Origin of the sequence: Bacterioplanoides sp. (assembly GCF_965226395.1) — a bacterium.
Taxonomy (GTDB): Bacteria; Pseudomonadota; Gammaproteobacteria; order Pseudomonadales; family Oceanobacteraceae; genus Bacterioplanoides.
The window spans coordinates 1,735,149-1,759,078 of the sequence record NZ_OZ245358.1 but is presented as its reverse complement, the minus strand read 5'-3'; the positions used below and the strand labels follow the sequence as shown (position 1 = coordinate 1,759,078).

Genomic DNA, 23,930 nt, shown 5'->3' with positions numbered 1-23,930 from the left:
TGCCGCAGGTGTATCTCTGCGGTACCTTGGCTCAAAATGTTACAAAATAAGCCAAATGTACGATTTGCTGATCCAGATTGGCCTGCCAATCGCCGTTGTGCTGATGATGACCGGTGTTGGCCTGAGCTTAACCCCTGCCGACTTCCGCCGTGTCGCCCAACAGCCACAAAGCTTTATTCTGGGGGCCGTGACCCAGCTGTTGGCGTTGCCGCTGATTTGTGTGGTGGTGATTGCCGCGTTTGATCTGACCGGTGAACTGGCGATTGGCTTATTTATTATTGCGCTGTCGCCGGGCGGCCCACCGTCTAATCTGTTCGCTTATCTGGCCAAAGGCGATGTGGGATTATCCGTCTCGCTCACTGCCGTGATTGGCCTGATCACTCCGCTCACGATTCCATTGTTGGCAAGCTGGGCGCTGGGGTATTACGCCAACAACCAACAGATACTGGAATTGCCGGTATTACGCACCTGGTTACAGCTGATTATGCTGACGGTCATGCCGGTGCTAGTCGGCATGGTATTACGTGCTCGCTGGCCTCAACTGGCAATCAAAACCGGGCCTTACATCAGCAAACTGTCGGTAGCGACCCTGGCCGCCGTCACTCTGAGTATTGTGATCAATATTGGCACTCAGGTTATTGATTACGCCATCGTGGCCGGGCCAGCGGTGCTGACACTCAATTTGCTCACTATGTTGCTGGGTTATAGCGCCGGGAAGTGGCTGTTGAACAATGAAGCGCAGGCACGCAGCATTGGTCTGGAGGCTGGTTTACAGAATGGTACGCTGGCCATTTTAATCACTGCCACGCTTATTAATACCTCAGTCGCTAATGCCACTCTCATCAGCAGTGCCGAAATGACCATAGCCCCCACCATTTATAGTTTGTTTATGTTTGTGAGTGCGGGACTGTTTACCGGCCTGATGTTAAAGAAAGATCAAACAAGATTTCGTCAAAAAGCTGTCCAATAAATAATCTATTGGCGACAGGTATTTTTCTTTTCTGGCCTAATTGGTCACTTTTGCGACGCATTTAATACGACTAAAGCATCATTTAAGATAAACTCGCGTTTCTGTTTTCGGAGGTAGAAATGCGAATCATTCAAGAAAGACGCCATATGTTAGCCCTGGCGATAGCAACGGCAGCATCCACATCCGCTTTGGCAGCGGACGATAACGACTTCAGTGTTTATGGTTTTGTGAATCTGGGGGTGAATTATCTCGATCACGATTATGTCACCATCGAGTCGTATGAAAGTGGCGATCCCACCTTTTTTGAGCAGGACACCGCTATTGGCCTGCAGATCAGCAAACCTCTGACCGAACGCACTCAGGCCACGGTGCAGGGCATCGCCCGGGCCGAGAACGATTATGCCGTTGAAACCTCACTGGCGTTTTTATCCCACGCACTGACCGACAGCACCGAATTACGTGCCGGCCGCTTACGGGTTCCGTTCTTCTATTATTCCGAATTCCTCGATGTGGGTTACGCCTATAACTGGATCAGCCCACCTTCTGATGTGTATGCCATCCCGTTTGATGATTATGACGGTGTAGATATCACCCACCGTTTCAGCCTGGGTAATCATGATGCTCAGGTGCAGATTAACAGCGGCCGCCGCCATAAAGACATTGAGTTATTTGGCGAAGATTATGAATCTGAACTGGATAAAATTAACGGTATTTCCCTGACCTTGTTCAGTGGTGATTTCACCCACCGGATTGGTTATCAGCAAACCAGTATGAATCTGGAATTACAGACCCAGGCTAACGAGGCGGTCAAACTGGCGACTCTGAGCGCTCTGCAACAAGGTGTTGACCCTCTGCTGGCATTAGGTCAGGCGCAACAGACATTAGCTGCCGAAGGCTATCGCCGGATTGATTCTGCCCAGCTGTTTGCTGACATCGTGGGCACAGCCAACGGTATCAGCGACGATGTGATTGAAGACTTCACACTGGAAGATAAGCTGACCCGCTACTTCAACCTTGCCACCACTTACGACAATGGCGACTACAGTTTTGTTGTGGAAGGCACCTATCTGGATTATGAATCCGGTTTATTGGTGGATAACTTTGCCTGGCTCGCCAGCGCTGCCAAACGCTTTAACGATTTAACCGTTCACGCCACCTACTCTGCCTCCCGTGACCGGGTTGATAGTGGACAAAAAGGTGAATTACAAAAGCTGCTGAACCTGCAGGGTGAAGACGACAGCGTCACACTGGGTGTGCGTTACGACCTGGATGCGGCCACCGCCCTGAAATTTGACGTGACCCATCACGATGAAGAAACCAACCGAGGCCAGCCTGGCCGTTCCGCTAACTTATACCGCTTAGCGTTACAGCTGGTATTTTAATCAGGGTCCGGAGTAGTAAAGATGAAATTAATCAGCACCTTATGTTTGTTATGTGCGCTCAGCGTCAGTGCGGCGGCGGAAGTCGTTGTGATTGTTAGCGTGAATAATTCCAACACCTATACCGGCCTGGAGCAGGAAGAAATCAAACGTATTTTTCTGGGTAAAACCTCGCAATTTCCGGATGGCAGCAGTGCCGTTACCTATGACCTGCCCAAAGGCAGCGAGTCTCGGGCGGAATTTGCTGAGCGTTATCTCGGCAAAACCGAATCACAATTAAATAGCTACTGGTCTCGCCGTATTTTTGCTGGCAAACAAAAGCCACCTAAAACGGCCGACAACGCTGAAGAGATGAAGCAAAAAGTTGCTGCCAGCAAAAAGGCCATTGGCTATCTTGATAGCAAAGACCTGGATGCTACGGTTGTTGTGATTCACCGTTTTAAATAAAAGGTCTGCCAATGATCCGCTCTCTGTTGTCGTTTTTTGTGTTAACCAGCTTGCTGATACTAACCATCAATCAGGCACTGGCAGCGGATCTTGTTCGTAACGGCAGCGCCATTTATAACCACCTGACGCGCGACTATTATTCGGCCGCGCTTTACCTGCCACAAGCGACACAATCGGCCGACACCATTCGTAGCAGCGACAACTTCAAGCGCATGCGCCTGGTTGTATTAACCCGTTGGACACCGCGAAAATGGCAAGAGCAATGGCAAAGCAACATCGCCATTAATAATCAGGAATTACCGCAAAACCAGCAACAGCGTCAGGCATTAATGGCGTTTATCCGTTTACCGCAGGGCAACCTCGAAGCTGGTGATGAAATCCGCATTGACGCCTCAGCACAGGGCAGTTGGGTTTACCTGAATAATGAACTCGCCATTGAGACCAATGATCAGACGTTATTCCGGTATTTATTTAATACCTGGGTGGGAAAATTTCCGCCATCGCGTGAATTCCGCGATCAGATACTGGGCAATAAACTCAACCCCAGCGCCCAGCAACAAATTGAAAATCATTCGTTACCTCCAGCCCGGGTGGGTTTATTCAGCCGCTGGAATCAACAACTTGAACAGCAACGTTTGGCGCAGCAGCAACGTATCAAAGAGCAGCGTCTTGCCGAACAAAACCGACTTAAAGAACAACAGCGCCTGGCAGAACAAGATCGCGCTAAAGAACAGCAACGTCTGAAAAAAATACAGCAAGAAAAAGCCGCAGCTCGGTTAGCGGAACAACAAGCTGCGGCACGGTTAGCCGAGCAACAAGCCGCCGAGAAAGCTCGGCAACAAACCGAACTGCAGCAACAACAAGCACAGCTGCAACTCCAACTACAACGGCAAAGACAACTACAAAAGCAAAAACAGCAAGAAAAACAACGCCGCCAGGAACTGGCCGAGCAACAGGCGTATTATCAGAAGTTGTATCACTGGCAATTGCAACAAGCGTTAAATAACGAAGTGCGTTACCCACCCTGGGCCAGGCAATTTGATCAGGAAGGTCATATTCAGCTGGTGCTGACCTTTAATCAGGATGGTGAGATTATTGGCCTGCAAAACGCGACGCCCGATCAGCCAGAATTATTATCAGAAGAAGTTCAGCGCGCGGCTCAAGTAATCAGCGCTCAGGTAAAGCCGCCTGCTGATCTGAACGACACATCCTGGCAATTTACCCTGAGTTATTTGTTTTTATTAAACGGCAATAACCTAACACCCGTTGCCAAGCCACAACGACCATCCAGCCTGAAACCGTTAACGTCCACTGAGCCCGAGGAAACAGCGGAGATAAAGGAAGAAACCGAAGCCAGTATTAAAATAGGTACCGGCACCGAACAAACGGCACAACCAAGCAGTTATCAACAGCGGGTTCGGACAGCAGTGATCGATAATCTGGTATACCCTAAAACGGCAAAGGTATTGAAAAAACAAGGAGAGGTCGTTATTGAAATTCAGTTGGATGGCAGCGGAGAAATTATCACGCTGAAGAACCAGCAATTAAGTCGTCATCGTGAATTAAACCGGGCGTTGCGCCAGGCAATTGAAGACGCCGCACCGTTTGGTCCGACGCCTGACGGGCAATCGCTCAACATCCTGTTGAACTATCAGTTCCGGCTTTAATGAAAACCGGAATCACCCGAATCCGCTGTTATTTAGTGGCGGATTCATAACCTTTTTTCAGTTTTTCAGCACAACGCTCACGCGCCAGTTCTTCAGTCATGGTGCGCTGATATTCTTTCATGCAGGTTTCATAAACCGGGCTGGCATGTTCTTTCGCCACAGACACCACTTTATCCTGATGGGCACACGCGGCCAGAGATAATACGGCGGTAATAATAAATACGTTTTTCATGATTCGGCTCTCCTGCCAGACGCTATGGATGAAAGACGCTAGTATAAAGAGCCGTTCAGAATAAGATATTCACTTTCCGCAAAGTTAACCGGATTTTACAAATGATATTCTTGTGGCTCTTTACCAGGGTCAACTGCATTACCAGGGAAGCGGCTCAACAATTTTACTCCAGCCATTAGTCTGATCCAGTTCGGCCATCGCCTCGCCTAATGCTTCACATTGCTGCAAGGCGGTGTCCCAGCGCTGGCGACGTTGTGGGTATTTATAATCGCGGAAGTCCTGTAAATCCGGAATGCGCCCGCCCGGTAATGTGGCGGCAAACTCCCAGCTTGGGGCAATAATAATGGTGCGTTTGTAGTGCTGTCGGGCAGCACTGCGCCAGCGTAATTTTTTATCAAACCAGCCACCTTTTGGCGCTCTGGCAAAATAGTGCGGATACAACACAAAGCCGTTATCGGGAAATACCGGCAAATCAAATTGATAGTCACTGATGCCACCATCCCGATAGGTTCCTTTTGGCGCTCCGGCAATATGACGCACACCCGCAATCACCAGCGGAATGGCTCCGGTCGCTAATAACGCCGGTTTCAGATTCTGGCTTGTTAGCGTTGCCTGCGCTGCGGGTAAATGAGGGAAATGATCAATCGGTGGTTTTTCCGGATGATGCATCAAAGTGCGTTCAATAAAAGGTCGCATAGCCGGGCGGGCAATCAGATTAGCAATTAGTGCCCCGGCCATGCCCAAGGTTTGAATCTGCTTCTGATCACTTGCGGCTAAGCCACGACAGCGGGTAATAATGGTGTGATAGCGCATCACCGGGTGATTAATAATCTGCTCCGCACCCTGCTCCCCCAGCACTTCATCGAGAATATGAGAACAGCCTTCGGCAATTTCCCGGGCCGTGGCCTGGTCAGAATAATTCTGCGAAATATACGCTTCCTGAAAACGGGCGTGTGCAGCCAGCGGGTCTTGCTGGGCATAACACGCAAGACGCCAGCCGCCAGCCGACGTACCCAACAGGTGCAGCGGTTTTTCGCGCTGAGCAAACCAGTGTGATAATAAATAACGATCAATCGCCGCCAGCGATAACCACTTAGGCCCGCCCGAAGCCCCCAGTACCATGGCAATATCGTCGGCGCATAAACCCTGCTCACGAATATGGGCCAGCGCTTCCTCACCGGCAAACACTTTTAATGGAAATGGTTTTTTATGGATATGTTGAGGATGTGAGGATGAGGGGAAGAGTGAGGCAGCCATGGTATTACTCAGTGATATTTTTATGCGTTTATTGAACCAGATTCCGCACTCGCCTCAAAGCGCGGTTAATTCATCGCTCACTTTCTCCAACGGCCATAAGCCTTGAGCGCCGTACCACAGAGCAGCTAAGCCGGATATTTGTTGTTTCGCCAGCTGCCAGCCATCCTGGCTCCACGGTTTATTTACATAATATTGTTGCAACATATATTGTTGCTGCTGTTTATTTAACTGAGCGTCGATACTAACGGTTGCCAGATCCCATAATGGATGGCCGAGCCCGGCATATTCCCAGTCCATTAACTGCAAACCCTGTTCGGTACTAATCCAGTTGCTTAACATTGCATCCATATGGCACAAGCAAGGTGTTTGATCCGGTGCTGCTTTCAGTATTAACAGCAGCCGATTAAATGCTTCCTCCAACGCCGGTGATACCTCACTCGACTGGTGGATAATATCAATATATTGCTGTGCTTTATCCACCAGAGAAAGTGTTGGCAGTGGATAATCGGGTTGAATCTGATGCAGGGTTTTTAACACGCTTATAATTTGATTGAGCTGTGTTTGATTAAGAGCTTCAGCCGAGAGTGGCTGCCCTGCCATATATTGGCGAATCCAATATCGCGGAGTCGTTGGATGACGATAAATAACCGGACTTACCAACCCGGCTTCAACAACCATCTGATGAATGTGATATTCGGCATCACGATTAATATCCAGTTCGTCACTATTTAGTGCGTCAAAACGAATAACGTAACGGCCATGCTCCAGATGCAGAATATAGTTCTGATTGGTGAGCCCGGCTGGTATTTTTTCAAATTGGCTGACGTCAGGCCGGCTGGTGGTAATATTCCAGCGCGGCCAGTCGTCTAAAATACTTCGTAAATCAATTGAGCTGGTGCTCATAGTCTTTTTTCCATTTAAACCAGCCAACAATAGCGAGCCCTAAATAAATCGCCATTTGCACAGCAATCAGATACAGCTCCGCCTGCCAATACAGGTAAATTGCACAACTATTAAATAGCTGCCAGTACAGCCAGTTTTCTAACACTTTGCGGGTCACCATCCAGGTGGTGATTACCGCGCCCCAGGTGGTAAAAGAATCGAAAAATGGCACTGCGGCATCCGTATTGGCCGCCAGCAAAGACCCTGAAAGCAGGGTCAGGCCAACAATAGCCACGGCGGCAATCAGGTGCTGGGGTAATTGCCATCGTTGGATGGCTAATTCCTGCGTGGCTTCAGCATTACCATGGCGCCACGCCCACCAGCCATAAATAGCAATTAATAAATAATAAATATTCAGCGCCGATTCCATCACCAGACTGGCATCCCAGAATAACCAGGCCAGAATGCCGGTATTAATAAACCCGGCATACCAACACAACGGATTTTGTTTTATCGCCAGCAACAGATAGGCAATGCCAAAAGCAAAGGCAATGATTTCCCATTGGCTGGTTGCCTGCGCGGCGCTGATAATTGCGCTAAGAATATCGTTCATAAAAATGTCCGTTTAGCCGTGAAGCTCTGCATTAACCGTGAGGTACTATATTAACCGTGTGGTTTAAGGGCCGGATCTAAATTGGTGCCGATAAATTTACACACAAAAATGGATTTTCCGAATTGTTCAAAAGAGCGTTTTATTTCGGCATTAAGAGTGTTCATCACCAGATCATAGTCACCAAATACCTGAGTACTCATGGTGTTGGTGACAACCGATAATCCGGCGACCTGATTTAATCGCTCAATAAAATCTTTGATGGCTGGAATATAGTCGTCGGCTAATGGGTACTTGCTGATTTCGACAGAGAGTTGCATGGTTTTCCCTCATAATAAAAGGAAATGAAGCCTGAGGTATTGCTACCGCAACCGTCTGCCGCAGGGATGCGGCAGCCGAGCCTACAGGGATGTATTTAGGGCGTGTTGCGGAGTAATGCCTCAGGTTTTATTTCTGGTTCAGAACGAATATTTACCTTCGATACCAATTAAACGTGGCTCACCCAATTGCGTCCAGCGGCTGTTACTGTAGCCATCACGCGGATCATTAGGGAAACTAAAACCACGCACTTCTTGATCCTGATCCGTCAGGTTACGCCCGTAAACAGAAGCCTGGAATGGTCCATCGGTATAAGCCAGGCGAGCGTGCCATAACGTATAAGGTTTGGATTGTTCATCGTGGCTATCCGAAAAATAAAATTCATCTTTTCCTTCAGCTTCCAGAATCAAGCTGACACGATCTGTCGCCTGTACATGAAATGCGGTTGCATAGCTGTATTCCGGCGCATGGGCTTGTGCCCGGCCATCCTGATCAATGATGCGTTGTGGATCATCCTCATCTCTGGCGTTGAATTCGTAATCAACAAATTCGGTGTCCAGATAGCCTAACGAAACATCCCAGCGTAACGCAGAGTGCAGCTGCCAGCTCGACTCCAGTTCAATTCCCTGATTACGACCTTCGGCTGCATTCGCAATAAAATCGGTAAATTTAAATGAGCCATCGTCGCGCTGGCTAACGAAGGATTGTTTTACCTGCTGATCTTTACGCTGAATCACAAAAGCGGCAACCCGCGTGGTTAACTGATCATCCAATAACGAGGACTTTAAACCGAACTCCAGCGTGTTATTAAATTCGGTATCAAACACCCGGTTATCTTCACTGATCACATTTGAAGAGTTAGCACCGCCTGGTTTATAACCACGGGCAATGCTGGCATAAGCCAGATGCTCCAGCGTTAATAAACTTTCGAAGGTGATTTTGCCACCAAACAGGTTTTCAGTTTCATCACTGTCAGTCGCTAAAGTATTGTCAAAATCGTTGCGCCACTGCTCACCACGAACGCCATAAATAATGCGACTGTCCGCTGAAAGATTGGTAGTGAATTCCGTATACACGGAATAACTGGTGGCGGTTAAATCACTTTGATATTGAGAGTCAAAGGTGTAATTACGGGTTAATTCTTCGTCCCGTTGCAGCACATATAAGCCAACCACCCAATCGGTGGTATCAGCAAAAATACGTCCGTTGACACCCGACAATAAACGCAGATCCAGACTATGACGTTTATAGTCGCGCAGATATTGATCAAATGAGCTATAACCATCGAAGTCAGCTAAACACGGCCCTTGAGTTGTATCACAAGGATCTGCCTGGTATTCCGGCTCATCTGGCAAAAAGGTGTACTGACCAAAAGCCCAGTCTTCATCAAAGCTGTATTCTACATCCGCTTTAGTCGTAGCAAGAGTCGCTTGCAGTAATACAGCGTCCGATAATTCCGAGTTGAGCGTTAACGCAAATGAGTGACTTTCCTGCGCATCAACACCCGGTTGATCCGAATAAGTGGTGCGATCGTTATCCAGAGAAAAGGCATCGTAGTCGTTATCAATATCGGTATAAAAATAAGTGAAGTTCAGGTCGGTTTGCTCCGACAGCTGCGCCGCTAATTTTCCGCGTAACACCACCTCATCAATATTGTTGGTGTTTTCTTTATCCAGAAAATCATTTTCCATATAGCCGTCAGTCTTAAAACTGCTGACTGCTAAACGACCCTGCACGTTATCGCTTAGCCCACCGGAGATCGCACCACTTTGCCCGTGTGTGCCATAGTTACCGACCTTCGCCGCAACAAACCCTTCGGTTTCTTTGGTCGGCGCTTTGGATTGAATATTAATCATGCCTGCCAGGGCGTTGGCACCAAAGCGGGTGCCTTGTGGGCCACGTAAAATTTCTACCTGCTCAATATCCAGCAAGGTTGCAGCGCCACCTAAACCCGTCATATCGATGCCATCAATCATTAAACCCACTGACGGGTTAACCGGATCAATAAACTGGCTACGCTCGCCAATACCACGAATTTGAAAATAACGGCCACGAGAACTGCCGGATGAAAAATTCACATTGGGCGCAAAGCTTAAGATCTGCTCCAGATGTTCAGCACTGCGCTGTTCGATCTGAGTATCGGAGACCACGGTGACCGCTTCGGGAATGCTTTGTACATCGGTCTGACGGAAGTCGGCGCTCACAGTTACCGTATCAAGATCAGCTACCGTATCAAGGTCAGCGGTTTCAGCCTGAGCCGATAGTGGCAGTGACATTGCCAGCGCCAAAGGCGATAAAAGAAAAGCAGGTTTTAAAACGTGATTCATCAGGTCTTCCTGTTGAGTAAAACAAGGGACCCGGTCATAAAGCGTGAAGAAAACGTGGCTATAAAGCTCCCCATTCCTACGCCGGTATCAACCGGATCAGGTTCAAGGAGTTCGCGATTTACCATGAGTAAATATTCGCGTCTCAGGCCATTACAGTTCAGGTTATAAAACCTGGGCCACCCCCTGGGAATACGCACCATGATACTGCCATTGTCGACAATCCCCAAGGTCAGGCCAGAAGATAAAGAGTTCAGATGCGGGCAGACGACGGCTGGCGCGCTTTGATATGCCAGCGCACTTTGCCCAGAATGCAACTCGGTGCCAGCCAGCCCATCGCCGCACTGCTGGTGCTCTGCGGATTATCGCCCTGCAGCCAGAATTCATAATCGCAGCTGACGGCAGCGATCCGTTTGATCAGAGTGCCCAGCGTTGGATGGCGTACAACCACCACATCGCCGACCTGATAACGGTGCCAGAGATTACGTCGGCTGATAACGTAATCGCTATCCTGGTAAGACGGGGACATGCTCTGTCCCCGTACTTTATGAATCCTCAGCACTATAAATCCTCAACACTCTGAATGCTCAGCCCAGCTTCGGATACACCACCTGTTCTTCCGGCGGGTAAGGGCAGGTAACGGTAAAGGTATCAACTCCTTTGGTTGCCCAGAAGCTGGCCGCAAATTCGTTTACCAGCGTCAGCAGCTTTTCTGCCGGTTCACGGCCGATGTGTTGCTTACAAGCTGAACCGGCCAGCATGATGCTGTGCACCAGCTCATTGGTGTTGGGGTATTTTTCGAATTGTGGCTGCTTAAAGTAATCACCCCAGATGGTGCGTACTTCGTCTTTTACTTTGGCGGCGTGAATTTCTTTCTCACGCACCAAACGTGACAGCTGTGCCTGATCAGCCAGTGTCAGTTCATCTTTGGCCGCCAGTTCCTGAATCAGATCAGTAAACCGAATCACACTCAGAGCAGCGATCTGAGCAATCTGAGGATCGTAAATTTTACAGGGAATATCACAATGGGCGTCGGCACGTTCAAAGCCCAGCAGGGCATCCAGTTTAGAAAAAGCGGTATGCAACATTATTCCTGATCTCCGTGTTGTTCTTGTTTGGCGGTTTTGCTTTTCTTCATCGCAAACAGAATGGCGGAAACACCGGCAAAGGCGATGGCACCATAAAACAGGGCATGCAATAACGGGCTTTCCCAGCTGCTGTGGTCATGGCCGACGTGGGCTGATGCAACAGATGCTGTTAATAACAGCACAACAGCCACCAGCATTTGCTTGGCAGAATGGAACATGAAATTACCTCTTTAGATATGGTCTGTTTTTTTAAAGACTAAGTTAAAGTTATGGCTCCTTCAGCCTATTGAAAATAATTATCAATTGCAACATTGCGATATTGAAGATTGTTTTTTGAACGATTTATCAGGCATGACCCTTCCTGACAGATTTACTCAGGCTTTCTCTTGAAAATGTCACAAAAAACGCCATCTTATGCGCTATAACAACCTTCCAAATTCCGTGAATTTAACCAGATAAGAGGACTTCGCTGATGATGCGTATCTTTCTGTTTTTAGCCACCAACCTAGCGGTCATTGCCGTCGCCAGTGTGACCTTGTCATTACTGGGCGTGGGCAGTTACCTGGAGCGCTCCGGTAACAACCTGAACCTGCAGAACCTGATGGTATTCTGTCTGGTGTTTGGTATGGCTGGCTCCATTGTTTCCCTACTGATCTCCAAATGGATGGCAAAAAAGTCCATGGGAGTGCAAATCATTGATCAGCCTCAGAATGCGGGTGAACAGTGGATGATCTCCACCGTAAAAGAATTGGCCGATAAAGCTGGTATTGGTATGCCGGAAGTGGGGATTTTCCATTCTGATGCACCCAATGCGTTTGCCACTGGCTGGAATAAAAACGATGCTCTGGTAGCAGTTTCCACCGGTTTGCTACAGAAAATGGATAAAGAGCAGGTGAAAGCCGTGCTGGGCCATGAGATTGGTCATATTGCCAATGGTGATATGGTCACCTTGGCGCTGATCCAGGGCGTAGTGAATGCCTTTGTGATGTTCTTCGCTCGTATTATCGGTAATTTCGTTGATCGTGCTGTGTTTAAAAATGAAGACGGCCCAGGCATTGCGTTTTATGTCACAACCTTTATCGCCGAAATGGTGCTGGGTATTTTGGCATCCACCATTGTTGCCTGGTTCAGTCGCCGCCGTGAATATCGCGCCGACCAGGCTGGTGCGGAATTGGTCAGCCCTGCTGCCATGGCTGGTGCTTTAGCAGCCCTGAAACAAAGCTACGATCAACCAAGCGACCTGCAAGGTGAATTAGTAGCTTTTGGTATTCGTGGTGAAGGCAAGCTGTCAGCATTATTTGCCAGCCACCCACCGCTGGATGACCGAATCAATGCGCTGAAACAGCGTTACGGTAACTGAGCTTCAGTTCGATCAAGCCCCTGTCAGCCAAGCTGACAGGGGCTTTTTTGTGCCTGTCATTTATAACGGACGGGGGTATTTGCTTGACTCGCAATCGTTTCATATATAGAACGTTCGATATATTAAACGTTTCTTTTATCGAACACTTATTTTAAATAAGCCCAGAGTGATGCTATGTCTGAATCACCGCTGCAAACCCTTGGTCAGCACCTGCAACAATTACGTCTGTCTCGTGGTATCTCTTTGTCACAGCTGGCGGCCGATGCGGGTATCGCCAAATCCAATTTATCCAAAATAGAGCAGGGTAACAGTAACCCAACACTGGATACCTTATGGCGACTTGCGGTGCAGCTGAACATTCCGTTTGGCAATCTGGTTGCTCCCATCGATATGGCAATGGGCGATGAAACGATTCAGGTTCGCTTGTTAAGTCAGGGGCGAGGCACTCCCTGTACCGACGCCTACCTGATGCATTGCAGTGCCCAAAGTGAGCATCGCTCTGATGCCCATTTGCCCGGCACCCGCGAAACATTAACCCTGATCAGTGGTTGCCTTGAGGCCGGAACCGAGAGCAACAGTCAGACCTTATTGCCCGGAGACAGCTTTACCTTTGCTGCCAGTGAAGCGCACTTTTACCGCACCGGCGAACAACCAGCGACCTGTTTATTAACCGTGATCTATCACGAATCAGAGACACCATCATGAGCACGGTCAGTACAACATCAGCGCCGAAAGCCTGGCTAAAAGGGGTCAAGGAAGCCACGCCGTTATTGGGCGGTTATATTCCGGTGGCCATTTCGTTTGGTCTGATCGCCACTCAGGCTGGCTTTTCACAATGGGAAACCATTTTTATCTCCACGCTGATCTACGCCGGTGCGTCCCAGTTTTTGTTTGTTGCTATGTTCGCTTCCGGAGCACCGCTTTGGCTGATCGTGGGAATGACCTTGCTGATTAATGCCCGACATATGGTCTATGGCCCGAATCTGGCTCCCTTATTACCGGCGAACAAGAAATCGGTGCTGCTGATGCATGGCCTGACCGATCAGATTTTTGCTCTGGCATTAGCGCGACTACCTCACATTCCACAGCCGCAACGTGAAAGCTGGTTTAGCGGCGCTATGTTACTGGCCTGGTTCAGCTGGGTTGGCGGCACCGCCGCTGGGGCTCAAATGGGCGAGACGCTGATTGCTCAATGGCCGTTTCTGGCCAAAGTGATGCCATTTGCTCTGCCTGCTCTGTTTCTGGTGTTGCTGGCACCACGGTTTACTTCTCGCCAATGGAGCATCACCCTGCTGATCACACTGGCCTGCGCGCTGGGGCTGAAGTTGGTCGGCTGGAGCAATGCCGCCATTCCGGTTGCTGCAGCACTGGGCACCTTGCTGTATTACATGATTGATTCACTGAAGCAAACACGGGGGTGATATGGAAACCACGGTTATTCAAACGGTTACTATTCAGCAGACATTGTGGCCTGCCTTGCTGCTGATTGCCGCAGGCACCTTTGCTATGCGCGCGGTGCCTTTTATCTGGGTACATAAACATCTGGCGAAACAGGATGGCAGTAGTGCTTTGCCACCCTGGCTGGGAATTCTTGGTTCCTGCACCACCGCGGCGTTATGTGGTATATCCATGGTGCCCGGCGATCAGGTACTCAGTGATCATAGCCTGACGGCCTGGCTGGCAACCGGCTTAGGAATTCTGGCAACGTTATTGGTATGGCGTAAAACCCGGTCGATGGGATTACCGATTCTGGCTGGCGTAATGGCTTTTGGAATAGCGTTGATGATACCGGCTTAGGTGGTTAAGCCGGACAGCGGCGTTTTTGCCCTTGCTGCACAAAAGAGACAAAGTCTTCCAGCCGCATGGGTTTGGCGAAGTAATAGCCCTGAATCACCTGACAGCCATAACTGTTCAGAAACAACACCTGCTCTTTATTCTCGACCCCTTCCGCGCACAACGACATGCCCAGACGTTTTGCCATTTCAATAATGGTCAGAACCAGAGCGTCGTCGCGGTGTGAAGCACCGATGTTATCAACAAACTGTTTATCAATTTTGATTACATCAATCGGGATTTTGGTCAGATAACTCAGGGATGAATAACCGGTGCCAAAATCATCCAGCGCCACCTTACATCCCAGCGCACTGACTTCATCAAAGAATTTGTTGGCGACCTCCAGGTTATCGAGGTACGAGTACTCGGTAACTTCAAACTCCACCATGCCACGGGGAATGCCGTATTTCAGAAACGCTCCTTTGATCACACCCACCAGGTGGTACTTCTGTAAATCAATGGCCGACAGATTGATTGAAACCGGTAATTCGATCTTTGCCGGAAGCAGCACGTCGCGGATATCCAGACACACTTGCTGAATCACCCAGCGAGTAATGTCGGTAATTTTGCCCGAGCGTTCGGCAATCGGAATAAACTCTGCTGGAGACACAGTGCCCAGCGTGTCACTGTGCCAGCGGATTAACGCTTCGGCACCAGCCGGTTTACCGTTGGCGGTGACCTTGGCCTGATAATGCAGATGGAATTCATTATTCTGCAGGGCCGGTACAATGGCATTGGCAATATCCACCTGGCGCTGGTGCTCCACCATCATCACCCCATCAAATACACTGAAGCGCGATTTACCGCGGTGTTTGGCATCATACATGGCGATATCGGCATCACGGATCAGCTCACGAATATCCTGATACTGCTCACACTGGCGGGCAATACCAATGCTGGCAGTAATACGCACTTCCCATGAGCTGATGGTGAATTTTTGTGCCAGACCACTGACAATCGCCGCCGCCAGTGTATCCAGCTCCGTTCCTGCTGCATCGTGCTCCAGCAACATCAGAAATTCATCACCACCATGACGGCATACCTGCGCGTTGACCGGTGCATAAGCGGTTAAGCGCCCGGCAACCCCGGCTAATAATAAATCTCCGACTTCATGGCCTAAGGAGTCATTCACGCCTTTAAAACCATCCAGACCAATAAACATCAGGTCGTAAGACTTCTGCTGATCAACAGCCGTATCCATCCGTTGCTGTAAACAGTGGATAAAATATTTACGGTTCATCAGACCGGTCAGACTGTCGTAGTTTGCCAGGTGTTCCATATCCGCTTTACGGCGTTCCAGCAGCGTCACATATTCTTGCTTAGCCTCGGATTCTTTGCGGATTTCTTCCATCATATTGTTGATATCATCCGCCAGTGACGACACTTCGTAATGACCGGTTAACGGCACTGTCAGATTATAGTTTTTGCTCTTCTGCACCCGGCGGGCAAACTCAGACAGGTGTGTTAACGGCGCTAACCAGCGATTACTTAACACCGAAAACACCAGCATTAATAACAGCATCACAGCAACCGCAGTTGGCAGGGTGTGTATCAGTAAGCTGTGGGTGCTGTTATCCAGTGGCCCCTGAAAATCATTCACAATCACCAGATAGCCCAGCGTGGCAACCGGGTCACCAATACGTTTCACCACCCGAACCGAGCCGGCCTGATGATGAATGCCTAAGGTATAAGGTGGCTGATCACCTATCCGAGTCCGTTGATTTTCGGGTAATGCCTGCTCAGAAGCCCCGAGGTAAAAGTCCACTCGTTGCCAGTTTGCATCATATACAGCGGCATATTGAACGTGCTCGTAGGGGACGAGCTGAAGTAATAAGGTTTTTAGCTGAAAGAACTGATCATCCTGCCCCAGGATAGAGACCAGATCGGAGGCCATATTGTCACTCAACGCATTGAGGTCACTTTCCACATAATCAGCATACAACTGGCGGTGCTCGGTCAGTGCCAGAGAAAGCACCGACCAGGTAATCACACCCATAAACATCAGGCTGAGCAGAACCACCGCCGTTCGGATGCTTTTAATCAGCATAAGGCTCCCGTTAATTCAACATCTCTGCGGATACTGGCTATAATTTGTCAGCACCATCAGAACATTAACTACATAAAAACAATAACCACATAAGAACAGTAACCATATGGATATGTTCACCATGCCTGCTCATTGCACGGTATTCAAGCCAGTCAGGGCCATTAGTCTGATGATTCTGTTGCTGGCATCGGTTCACAGTACGGCGCTGGAGCTCAGTGAGCAGCTGGATGTCTCTGGTTTTGCCCGGGTCATTGCTGGCTACCTCGATAGTGAGGCCGATAATCTGAATGGTTATGAAGATGATCTCACTCTAACCGAGCAATCGTTAATCGCTCTGCAACCCAGCTATGCCTTCTCCGACCAGTTATCCATTACCGGACAGTTTCTGGCACACAGTAATCCGGAGCGTGAATCCGGCACCGAGTGGCTGTATGTGTCGTACCAACCGAGCAACCACTGGCAGTTGCGTGCCGGTAAAATGCGTACCCCTTTTTACACCTACAGCGACAGTATTGATGTAGGTTATTCCTACCACTGGATCACACCGCCGCTGCAGGTGTATAACAATTATCTGGTTCCGACCTTCACCGGTGTCAGCGCTGCGTATAACTACGCCGGACGTCATTTTGCCCTGCACCTCGAAGGATTCTATGGTCATTTTGATGGTGAAATTATTCAGTCCGGCAACCGGGTAGATATCAAAGCTGATGTCGAAGACCTGCGTGGTATTGCAGCGATCTTGTCGAGCAACAACCTCAGTTTGCGACTGTCGTATAACACCGCAATCAATAAAACCGATGTGCCTCAATTGCATCCTCTGCAGCAGTCGCTGCAACAGACCGGATTCAGCAACAGTGCCCGCTCTCTGGATGGCGATGGCCGGGCAAACTTTTATCAGGCAGCTCTCAGCTACGATCATCTGAGCCACTTCCTGAAACTGGAGTGGACCCGGGCCGAAACTGAGCTGGATCTGGCGCCCTCGCTAGATGGCTATTACCTCACCGGTGGCTACCTGAGCGGCGACTGGACCGTGCATTTTACCTACGCCGCCAGCGCTTATGCCGATGTTCAGGCACAACAGGAGCTACAGCCGCTGCGCAATCAACCCGGCAATCCGCTGGCTGAACTCAGCCGGGGGTATTATCAGATTTTTGACTCGGTTCCGGATGGCAGTCTCGATAGCTACACCCTCGGCACTCGCTGGGATGTACGCATGAATATGGCTCTCAAAGCAGAGGTCAGCTATTTCACTGAAACCAGCCCCCGCAGTGGCTTTTTTGGTACCCGCTTCACGACTGGGGCACCACAGGAGCTGGACAACAAACTGAATGCCACCTTGTTACAGGTGGGCTGGGAATGGGTGTTCTGATGTTGTGGCGACAGGCCCTGGCCTCAGCTCTGCTGTTCTCTGTCAGCTTTCATCTGATGGCCACCGGTCATGCCCAGCGAGACCAGACCCAACAAAGCCGGGATGCGGTGCCGGGCGATGACGGCCTGATTGTGGTCAGCCAACACACACACGGCGGATTGTTATTAACCCGCGAACAGGTGCGTAATTTATTTATGGGAGCATCGTTAAGTCATAACCTGACGCCGATTGCCCTGCCACCGGGGAACCGAACCCGTTCGTTATTTAATGCCAAAGTGATTGGTTTATCAGAGTCCCGGATTCAGGCCTATTGGGCACAACTGAAATTTACCGGGCGGGGCAAAGCCCCCAAAGAAGTGGATGACGAGTCAGCGTTGCTGGAGTATCTGAAGCAGCATCCGCACAGCGTCGGGTATTTACCCGCCGCTACGCCATTGCCGGAGTCGATGCAGATTATTTTTTCACTGGACGCTGCCAGCCACTAACATTACGTTGCTTACCACGAGCCACGGCCAGTTCGCCGTCGGCTACTTCTTTTGTTACCACAGAGCCCGCTGCCACGGTGGCATCAGCACCGACCTTAACCGGAGCTACCAGTGATGAGTTCGAGCCAATAAAGGCGTTGTCGCCAATTTCGGTTTTAAACTTGTTCACACCGTCGTAATTACAAGTGATGGTACCGGCACCGATATTGGCATTCGCACCAATCTCAGCATCGCCGATATAGGTCAGATGGTTTACTTTGGAACCCGGGCCAATCACGGCCTTTTTCACTTCACAGAAGTTGCCCACTTTGGCACCGTCGGCCAGCTCTGCACCGGGACGTAAGCGCGCAAACGGCCCGACGGTACAATCCGCAGCCACGTTAGCCTGATCAATCAGGGAGTGGGATTCCACCTGAGTAGCGGCGCCAACAACGGCGTTCTTAATCACGCAGTAAGGGCCAATATGAACACCATCGGCCAGTGTCACATCACCTTCAAACACACAACCGACATCAATACGGACATCCGCACCCACCGTCAGTGAACCACGGATATCAATACGCGCCGGATCGGCCAGAGAAACTCCCTGACGCATCAGCTCATCGGCTTGCTGGCGCTGGAAAACCCGCTCCAGTTCGGCCAGCTGCAGGCGATCATTGACCCCCTGCACTTCGTACTCATTGTGTGGATGAATAGCACGTACAGCGACGCCATGATCCACCGCCATGGCAATAATATCGGTCAGGTAATATTCACCCTGAGCGTTATTGGCCGACAATTTGGGCAGCCATTCGTTTAATAAACGTGCTGATACCGCCAGAATGCCGGTATTCACTTCGCGGATCTGATGCTGCTCGGCAGTCGCATCTTTATGCTCAACAATCGCCTGAATGTTATCGGCGGCATCACGCACAATACGGCCATAACCGCTTGGATCGGCCAGCTCGACCGTTAACAGTGCCAGATTCTGCCCTTGGTGAGTTTCATCCAGCAGTTTTTGTAAGGTGTCGGTTTGAATCAGTGGCACATCGCCGTATAACACCAACACGGTTGCCTCAGAGTCGACCTCCGGCATCGCCTGAGCCACAGCATGACCAGTGCCTTTCTGCTCGGTTTGCATTGCCCAGCTGACGTCAAAACCACGGATTTGCTCACGCACTTTTTCAGCACCATGACCAATCACCACATGCTGTTTGGCCTCACCCAATTGCGCCGCACTGGCTAATACATGTGCCAGCATGGGCTGACCCGCCAGTGGGTGTAATACTTTAGGCAGATCCGATTTCATGCGCGAACCTTTGCCCGCGGCGAGGGTAACAACAGCCAGTGTCATGGTAATTCCTGAAGTCTGTGAGAAAGGGAAAACAACAATAGCGGCCATTGTAGCCCGCCACGGTTGTCTGTCTAGCACTGTACTTTTCTATCTAACTCAGTGCTTTTCTGTCTATAACCGCACTCTGTTGGTTAGAACAGATGGCGTCGATTTAAAACGCGGCATTCCACTGCTCATCAATATCCTCCAACAGATCAAGATACTCATGCTCAGTGATGCCTAAATGTTCAAAACAGCGGTCTTTGATATGTTCCCAATCCGTGGTGTCGTGGCGACGCTTGAGATTATTCACAATGTTATCAGCCACTTTCAGGGTGGAGTACACCATTTTGGCGTAGGAGTCCTGTTTCTGATCGAGGAAGTCCCTGGCGTGGTGCTGCAACACCACCTGACAAATATCCCGCGGAATGGCCCAGGCCGAGGTAATAAAATAGCCCACAATGGCGTGATTACTGGCATAACGCTGATCTTCCAGCTCCACCAGCTGAATGTCTTCACGCTGGTTAGCTTCCACCAGCGTATCGCGATAATCCGGGTACTTCATACTCATCGCGGCAATGCCACAATCGTGGAACAAGCCTGTGGTGTAGAGGTTTTCCGGTGGAATTTTGTGCTCAATATTTTTACCGATATACACCATGGTATCGGCCACCAGACTGGCGTTATCCCACAAGCGTTCAAAGCTGATGGCCGCTTCGCCCTTAAAGCTCTGCTTGATCAGGATACCGGCCACCAGCGTCGAAACGGCATTAAAACCCAGCAACATCACCGCCTGCTGAATATCGCTGATCGCGCGATTCATACCAAACGAGGGCGAGTTAATGGTTTTCAGGATCGCCGATGACAAGCCCATATCGCTGGCGATCACCTCGGATAAGGCAGCCATATCGGGGTCGTCCTGGGCGCAGATACGCTGCACATCGGTTAATACCTGGGGCTTGGAAGGCACATTAAAACCGCTTGATACGGCATCAATCACTTCCTGAGAAATCTGAATCATAAACGGGTCACTGAAATCTATACATGACCCGCCAAGCTTAGTTCAGAAATGACAACTGTTAAGTAAATATATGTGTCAATTGTACTGTTCTTGACTCACTTCAGATTCCGTTTCTGAAAGCGGCTTACACCGCCTTCAGCATCACCAGTGCAAAGTACTGGTTGTCGTCAGTCCAATAGGTTTCCAGTTCAAACCCGGCCTGCCGCGCCATCCACTGCAATGATTCAACCCGATATTTGTAGGAGTTCTCGGTATGTAATGACTCACCTTTGCGCAGCACCACGGTGGTTCCGGCAATGTGCACCATCTGATCCACTTTACTCACCAGGTGCATTTCCACCCGTGACTGGCTTTTGTTCACCAGTGCCTGATGCTCAAACAGGCTTTCATCAAAGCTGGCGCTTAACATACGGTTCAGATGGCGTAACACGTTTTTGTTAAATTGTGCGGTCACACCCTGAGCATCGTTATACGCGGCGTGCAGAATGGCCTCGTCTTTATCCAGATCCACCCCCAGCAAAAAACGACCGTCATCACCAATGGTGGCACGTACCCGGCGCAAAAATGCCTGCGCTTCCTCCGGCATAAAATTACCCATGCTGGAGCCCGGGAAAAACGCCAGTTTGTTACTCGCCTGCTCTAAAGACCGGGGCAGTTCTACTGGCTGGGAATAATCCACACAACCGGCATAAATACTTAACCAGGGGTAGTCATCCAATAGCCGCTGGGAAGACGCAATCAAAAAATCCCGGCTGATATCCATCGGTACATAACAATCCGGCCTTAGCGCTTCCAGCATCAGACGAATTTTAGTACTCGCACCACTGCCATATTCCATCAGCACCGCACCTTTACCCACACGCTCGGCAATGTCGCCGCCGTATTGTTTTAACAAACGGATTTCGGTGCGGGTGAGATAATATTCCGGCAAGGTGGTGATGGCTTCAAACAGCTGAGAACCACGTTCATCGTAAAAGTATTTAGCCGGCAGTGTTTTTTGCGGCTTAGCCAGCCCGGCCAACACCTCGGTTTTAATATCAGCAGCGGGGGGATGATCATCAAAAAACTGCAGTTGACTGTTTTTCATTCGATGTCCTGTTTGTTATTGGTATTGCGAACACACCATGTGATCAGCGGGCTAAACGAATGCCGGTAAATTGCCAGCGTTCATGGGGATAAAAGAAATTGCGGTAAGTTGACCGTACGTGATTGACCGGCGTTACACACGAACCACCGCGCAACACCATCTGGTTACACATAAACTTGCCGTTATATTCACCCACGGCACCGGCCGCCGGAACATAACCTGGGTACGGCTGATAAGGGCTGGCCGTCCATTCCCAGCAATCACCAAATTGCTGCTGTAAACCATTACTCTGAGTAATGTCTGAGGTACCAAGTGGCCGAGGGCTGAAGCGCCCGGCATCGGCAAAATGCCCCTGAGTAGCATCCGCCTGAAGAGCACTGACTTCCCACTCGGCTTCCGTTGCTAACCGGGTACCCGTCCAACGGGCATAAGCATCTGCTTCGAAGAAAGACACATGGGTGACCGGTGCATCCAGCTCAATAGCGCGTTGACCATTAAGGCTGAACTGCTGCCATTCTTGTTCAAAATGTTTCCAATAGAGCGGCGCAACAATGCCTTCACGCTGTACCCAGGCCCAACCATCGGATAACCAGAACTCAGGCTGCTGATAACCACCGGCATTGATAAATTCCAGATACTCTCGATTGGTTACCAGACGCTTAGCCAGCGAAAAGTCCTGCAATAACACATCGTGGCGCGGGCCTTCATTATCAAACGCAAAGCCGTTGCTGGCTTTATGGCCGATGCGGTAAATACCGCCGTCAAACGCCAGCCAGTCGTTGGTGGGACTCTCAGTTTTAGCAACGGGGGATGGCAATGCCTGATAGACCGGCTGCATCGGGTTAACCGACCAGCAATACAGCAGGTCAGTCAGCAGCAGTTCCTGGTGTTGCTGCTCATGATTCAGCCCCAGCTCAATCAAGGGTTGCAGTGATTCAATCGCCAGCAGTGCCTGCATATGGTGATCAATGTGGTGGCGATACTGTAACACTTCATCCAGTGACGGGCGGGAGAGCAGGCCGCGCTTTGCTCTGGGATACGGCTGGCCGATACCGTTGTAATAGCTGTTAAATAAGTGCCCGAATTGGGGGTGAAATTCCTGATAGCTCTTAAGGTTTGGCTTCAGCAGAAAGGTTTCAAAAAACCAGCTGGTGTGGGCCAGATGCCATTTGGCCGGGCTGGTGAAGTCAGCCGCCTGCAGTTCATAATCGGCGGCTTGTAACGGCTGACACAGCGTCAGCGTCTGCTGGCGAACGGTGGCAAAGTAATCCGCCAGACCACCAGTTAAGTCAAAAGTGGGCGCCCCAGAAGACGGGGAAAGAGGAGAGGCAGCAAGCGTGCTTGAGTCCATATCGGCTCCGGATCAGATGAGAATCATCCTTACCCAATGTGCCGATGCCACACAAGAATAACAAGACAGAAAAAAGAATTAGTCTTAGTCAGCCAGGCAACGCACAAACCGCTGGGTAAGATCAGCAATAAACTCAGCGTAGCCGTGCTTTGTCACAGAAATATGAACACCCAGCGGATCAAGTTCCCCCAGGCGAATATCCAGCCCACGGGTCACCGAGGTCACCAGCGCCGGAGAAAATTGTGGTTCACTGAAAACACACGCCACATCACCCTGCGCCAGTTGGCTACGCATGGCATTCAGACTGCGCAACCCGGGCTTTTGTTCCGGAGACAAGGTAAATGACCCCAGTTGGTTAAGCTCAAAATGCGCCACCCAGTGATCATAGGCCTGATGAAACACAAAAAAGCCTCGGCTGCGTAATGGCGCCAACAGCTGTTCACTGCGAGTCAGCTGCTGGCGGATTTGTGTTTCAAAATCACTCTCGACTGCCAGCGCTTTAGCCAATTGCTGTTGCGCGTTAATCGCCAGCTCAGGGTTCAGCCACCAGTGGGCGTCGTGCTGGTGAATCTCGCTATCGTTATGATCCGCTGCATCGTGATGATGCGCTGGAGCGGAAATATCAATCCAGATTTTATCCGGCCAGCGCTGGGCAAAGCGCGCCAGATACGGCTCACTCTCAGCTCCACCCCAAAGAATAATATCGGCCGCCTGCACCCGGCGAATATCCGATGGCCGAAAGGCAAAATCGTGTGGTGTTGTTGTCAGTGGCACCAGGGTGTCGACGTTATCGGCAACAGATGCCGCAATTAAGGCTAATGGGTGGACGCTGGCAAGTACTCGCTGTTCATCAGCAGCAGAAGCAGAAGCCACCAGGACAGAAAACAAAAA

General features: G+C 50.1%; 25 protein-coding genes and 1 riboswitch. Of the genes, 10 read left to right on the top strand and 15 right to left on the bottom strand.

Annotated features, from left to right (window positions below; all coding sequences use genetic code 11):
* The first annotated feature begins 55 nt into the window (after positions 1–55).
* From ACO05E_RS08025 to ACO05E_RS08010, 4 genes are all read left to right on the top strand, one after another.
* A complete protein-coding gene (locus tag ACO05E_RS08025) occupies positions 56–970 on the top strand; it encodes a bile acid:sodium symporter family protein (protein ID WP_419812457.1) in 915 nt (304 codons plus the stop codon).
* A gap of 119 nt (positions 971–1,089) precedes the next feature.
* Positions 1,090–2,352, top strand: coding sequence for a porin (locus tag ACO05E_RS08020; protein ID WP_419812456.1), 1,263 nt, complete (start codon positions 1,090–1,092; stop codon positions 2,350–2,352).
* 21 nt (positions 2,353–2,373) lie between these two features.
* On the top strand, positions 2,374–2,796 hold the full coding sequence (locus ACO05E_RS08015) for a phosphate ABC transporter substrate-binding protein (protein WP_419812455.1): 423 nt from the start codon (positions 2,374–2,376) through the stop codon (positions 2,794–2,796).
* A gap of 11 nt (positions 2,797–2,807) precedes the next feature.
* A complete protein-coding gene (locus tag ACO05E_RS08010) occupies positions 2,808–4,463 on the top strand; it encodes a TonB family protein (RefSeq protein WP_419812454.1) in 1,656 nt (551 codons plus the stop codon).
* A gap of 28 nt (positions 4,464–4,491) precedes the next feature.
* Here the strand turns inward: ACO05E_RS08010 and ACO05E_RS08005 are convergent, their stop codons facing one another.
* From ACO05E_RS08005 to ACO05E_RS07965, 9 genes are all read right to left on the bottom strand, one after another.
* On the bottom strand, positions 4,492–4,695 hold the full coding sequence (locus ACO05E_RS08005) for a hypothetical protein (RefSeq protein ID WP_419812453.1): 204 nt from the start codon (positions 4,693–4,695) through the stop codon (positions 4,492–4,494).
* A gap of 138 nt (positions 4,696–4,833) precedes the next feature.
* Complete coding sequence (locus tag ACO05E_RS08000) at positions 4,834–5,952, bottom strand: patatin-like phospholipase family protein (protein WP_419812452.1); 1,119 nt, start codon at positions 5,950–5,952, stop codon at positions 4,834–4,836.
* Positions 5,953–6,006: 54 nt separating this feature from the next.
* On the bottom strand, positions 6,007–6,855 hold the full coding sequence (locus ACO05E_RS07995) for a choline/ethanolamine kinase family protein (protein ID WP_419812451.1): 849 nt from the start codon (positions 6,853–6,855) through the stop codon (positions 6,007–6,009).
* The gene (pnuC, locus tag ACO05E_RS07990) at positions 6,836–7,447 is read right to left on the bottom strand and encodes a nicotinamide riboside transporter PnuC (protein WP_419812450.1); all 612 of its coding nucleotides are present in this window, start codon (positions 7,445–7,447) and stop codon (positions 6,836–6,838) included. The genes ACO05E_RS07995 and pnuC overlap by 20 nt, the downstream gene beginning before the upstream one ends.
* A 50-nt stretch (positions 7,448–7,497) precedes the next feature.
* Positions 7,498–7,764, bottom strand: coding sequence for a YkoF family thiamine/hydroxymethylpyrimidine-binding protein (locus ACO05E_RS07985; protein ID WP_419812449.1), 267 nt, complete (start codon positions 7,762–7,764; stop codon positions 7,498–7,500).
* Positions 7,765–7,902: 138 nt separating this feature from the next.
* A complete protein-coding gene (locus tag ACO05E_RS07980; protein ID WP_419812448.1) occupies positions 7,903–10,089 on the bottom strand; it encodes a TonB-dependent receptor in 2,187 nt (728 codons plus the stop codon).
* A gap of 56 nt (positions 10,090–10,145) precedes the next feature.
* A riboswitch (TPP riboswitch) is annotated at positions 10,146–10,283 on the bottom strand.
* 56 nt (positions 10,284–10,339) lie between these two features.
* Positions 10,340–10,648 carry a S26 family signal peptidase gene (locus tag ACO05E_RS07975; RefSeq protein ID WP_419812447.1) on the bottom strand — a complete coding sequence of 103 codons (309 nt, stop codon included), beginning with the start codon at positions 10,646–10,648 and terminating at the stop codon, positions 10,340–10,342.
* A gap of 25 nt (positions 10,649–10,673) precedes the next feature.
* Positions 10,674–11,174 carry a superoxide dismutase, Ni gene (gene sodN / locus ACO05E_RS07970; RefSeq protein WP_419812446.1) on the bottom strand — a complete coding sequence of 167 codons (501 nt, stop codon included), beginning with the start codon at positions 11,172–11,174 and terminating at the stop codon, positions 10,674–10,676.
* Complete coding sequence (locus ACO05E_RS07965) at positions 11,174–11,392, bottom strand: hypothetical protein (protein WP_419812445.1); 219 nt, start codon at positions 11,390–11,392, stop codon at positions 11,174–11,176. Before ACO05E_RS07965 ends, sodN begins: the two co-directional genes overlap by 1 nt.
* Positions 11,393–11,646: 254 nt before the next feature.
* On the opposite strand from ACO05E_RS07965, the gene htpX reads away from it, so the two are divergent.
* The 4 genes from htpX (at position 11,647) to ACO05E_RS07945 (ending at position 14,331) form a co-directional block, all read left to right on the top strand.
* Positions 11,647–12,534, top strand: a complete 888-nt coding sequence (gene htpX, locus ACO05E_RS07960; RefSeq protein WP_419812444.1) for a protease HtpX — start codon at positions 11,647–11,649, stop codon at positions 12,532–12,534.
* 174 nt (positions 12,535–12,708) lie between these two features.
* Positions 12,709–13,239: a helix-turn-helix domain-containing protein gene (locus ACO05E_RS07955; protein ID WP_419812443.1), complete on the top strand. Its 531-nt coding sequence runs from the start codon at positions 12,709–12,711 to the stop codon at positions 13,237–13,239.
* A complete protein-coding gene (locus ACO05E_RS07950) occupies positions 13,236–13,955 on the top strand; it encodes an AzlC family ABC transporter permease (RefSeq protein WP_419812442.1) in 720 nt (239 codons plus the stop codon). The genes ACO05E_RS07955 and ACO05E_RS07950 overlap by 4 nt, the downstream gene beginning before the upstream one ends.
* 1 nt (position 13,956) lies before the next feature.
* The gene (locus ACO05E_RS07945) at positions 13,957–14,331 is read left to right on the top strand and encodes an AzlD domain-containing protein (protein WP_419812441.1); all 375 of its coding nucleotides are present in this window, start codon (positions 13,957–13,959) and stop codon (positions 14,329–14,331) included.
* Between the two features lie 4 nt (positions 14,332–14,335).
* Here the strand turns inward: ACO05E_RS07945 and ACO05E_RS07940 are convergent, their stop codons facing one another.
* The gene (locus ACO05E_RS07940; protein ID WP_419812440.1) at positions 14,336–16,414 is read right to left on the bottom strand and encodes a putative bifunctional diguanylate cyclase/phosphodiesterase; all 2,079 of its coding nucleotides are present in this window, start codon (positions 16,412–16,414) and stop codon (positions 14,336–14,338) included.
* A 106-nt stretch (positions 16,415–16,520) separates the two neighbouring features.
* Between ACO05E_RS07940 and ACO05E_RS07935 the strand changes: the two genes are divergently transcribed.
* Together ACO05E_RS07935 and ACO05E_RS07930 are read left to right on the top strand one after the other, a co-directional pair.
* Positions 16,521–17,783, top strand: a complete 1,263-nt coding sequence (locus ACO05E_RS07935) for a porin (protein ID WP_419812439.1) — start codon at positions 16,521–16,523, stop codon at positions 17,781–17,783.
* Positions 17,771–18,268 carry a hypothetical protein gene (locus tag ACO05E_RS07930; RefSeq protein ID WP_419812438.1) on the top strand — a complete coding sequence of 166 codons (498 nt, stop codon included), beginning with the start codon at positions 17,771–17,773 and terminating at the stop codon, positions 18,266–18,268. Before ACO05E_RS07935 ends, ACO05E_RS07930 begins: the two co-directional genes overlap by 13 nt.
* Here ACO05E_RS07930 and glmU read toward each other — a convergent pair.
* The 5 genes from glmU to ACO05E_RS07905 all read right to left on the bottom strand — a co-directional run bounded on the left by glmU (position 18,237) and on the right by ACO05E_RS07905 (position 23,927).
* Positions 18,237–19,601, bottom strand: coding sequence for a bifunctional UDP-N-acetylglucosamine diphosphorylase/glucosamine-1-phosphate N-acetyltransferase GlmU (gene glmU / locus ACO05E_RS07925; protein WP_419812437.1), 1,365 nt, complete (start codon positions 19,599–19,601; stop codon positions 18,237–18,239). The two genes, ACO05E_RS07930 and glmU, sit on opposite strands and share 32 nt — an antisense overlap.
* A 151-nt stretch (positions 19,602–19,752) precedes the next feature.
* On the bottom strand, positions 19,753–20,601 hold the full coding sequence (locus tag ACO05E_RS07920; protein ID WP_419812436.1) for an HDOD domain-containing protein: 849 nt from the start codon (positions 20,599–20,601) through the stop codon (positions 19,753–19,755).
* A 124-nt stretch (positions 20,602–20,725) separates the two neighbouring features.
* Positions 20,726–21,688 (bottom strand): L-histidine N(alpha)-methyltransferase, encoded by a 963-nt coding sequence (egtD, locus tag ACO05E_RS07915; RefSeq protein WP_419812435.1) that lies wholly within the window; start codon positions 21,686–21,688, stop codon positions 20,726–20,728.
* A 43-nt stretch (positions 21,689–21,731) separates the two neighbouring features.
* Positions 21,732–23,039, bottom strand: a complete 1,308-nt coding sequence (gene egtB, locus ACO05E_RS07910) for an ergothioneine biosynthesis protein EgtB (protein ID WP_419812434.1) — start codon at positions 23,037–23,039, stop codon at positions 21,732–21,734.
* 84 nt (positions 23,040–23,123) lie between these two features.
* Positions 23,124–23,927 carry a zinc ABC transporter substrate-binding protein gene (locus ACO05E_RS07905; protein WP_419812433.1) on the bottom strand — a complete coding sequence of 268 codons (804 nt, stop codon included), beginning with the start codon at positions 23,925–23,927 and terminating at the stop codon, positions 23,124–23,126.
* Positions 23,928–23,930: the final 3 nt, after the last annotated feature.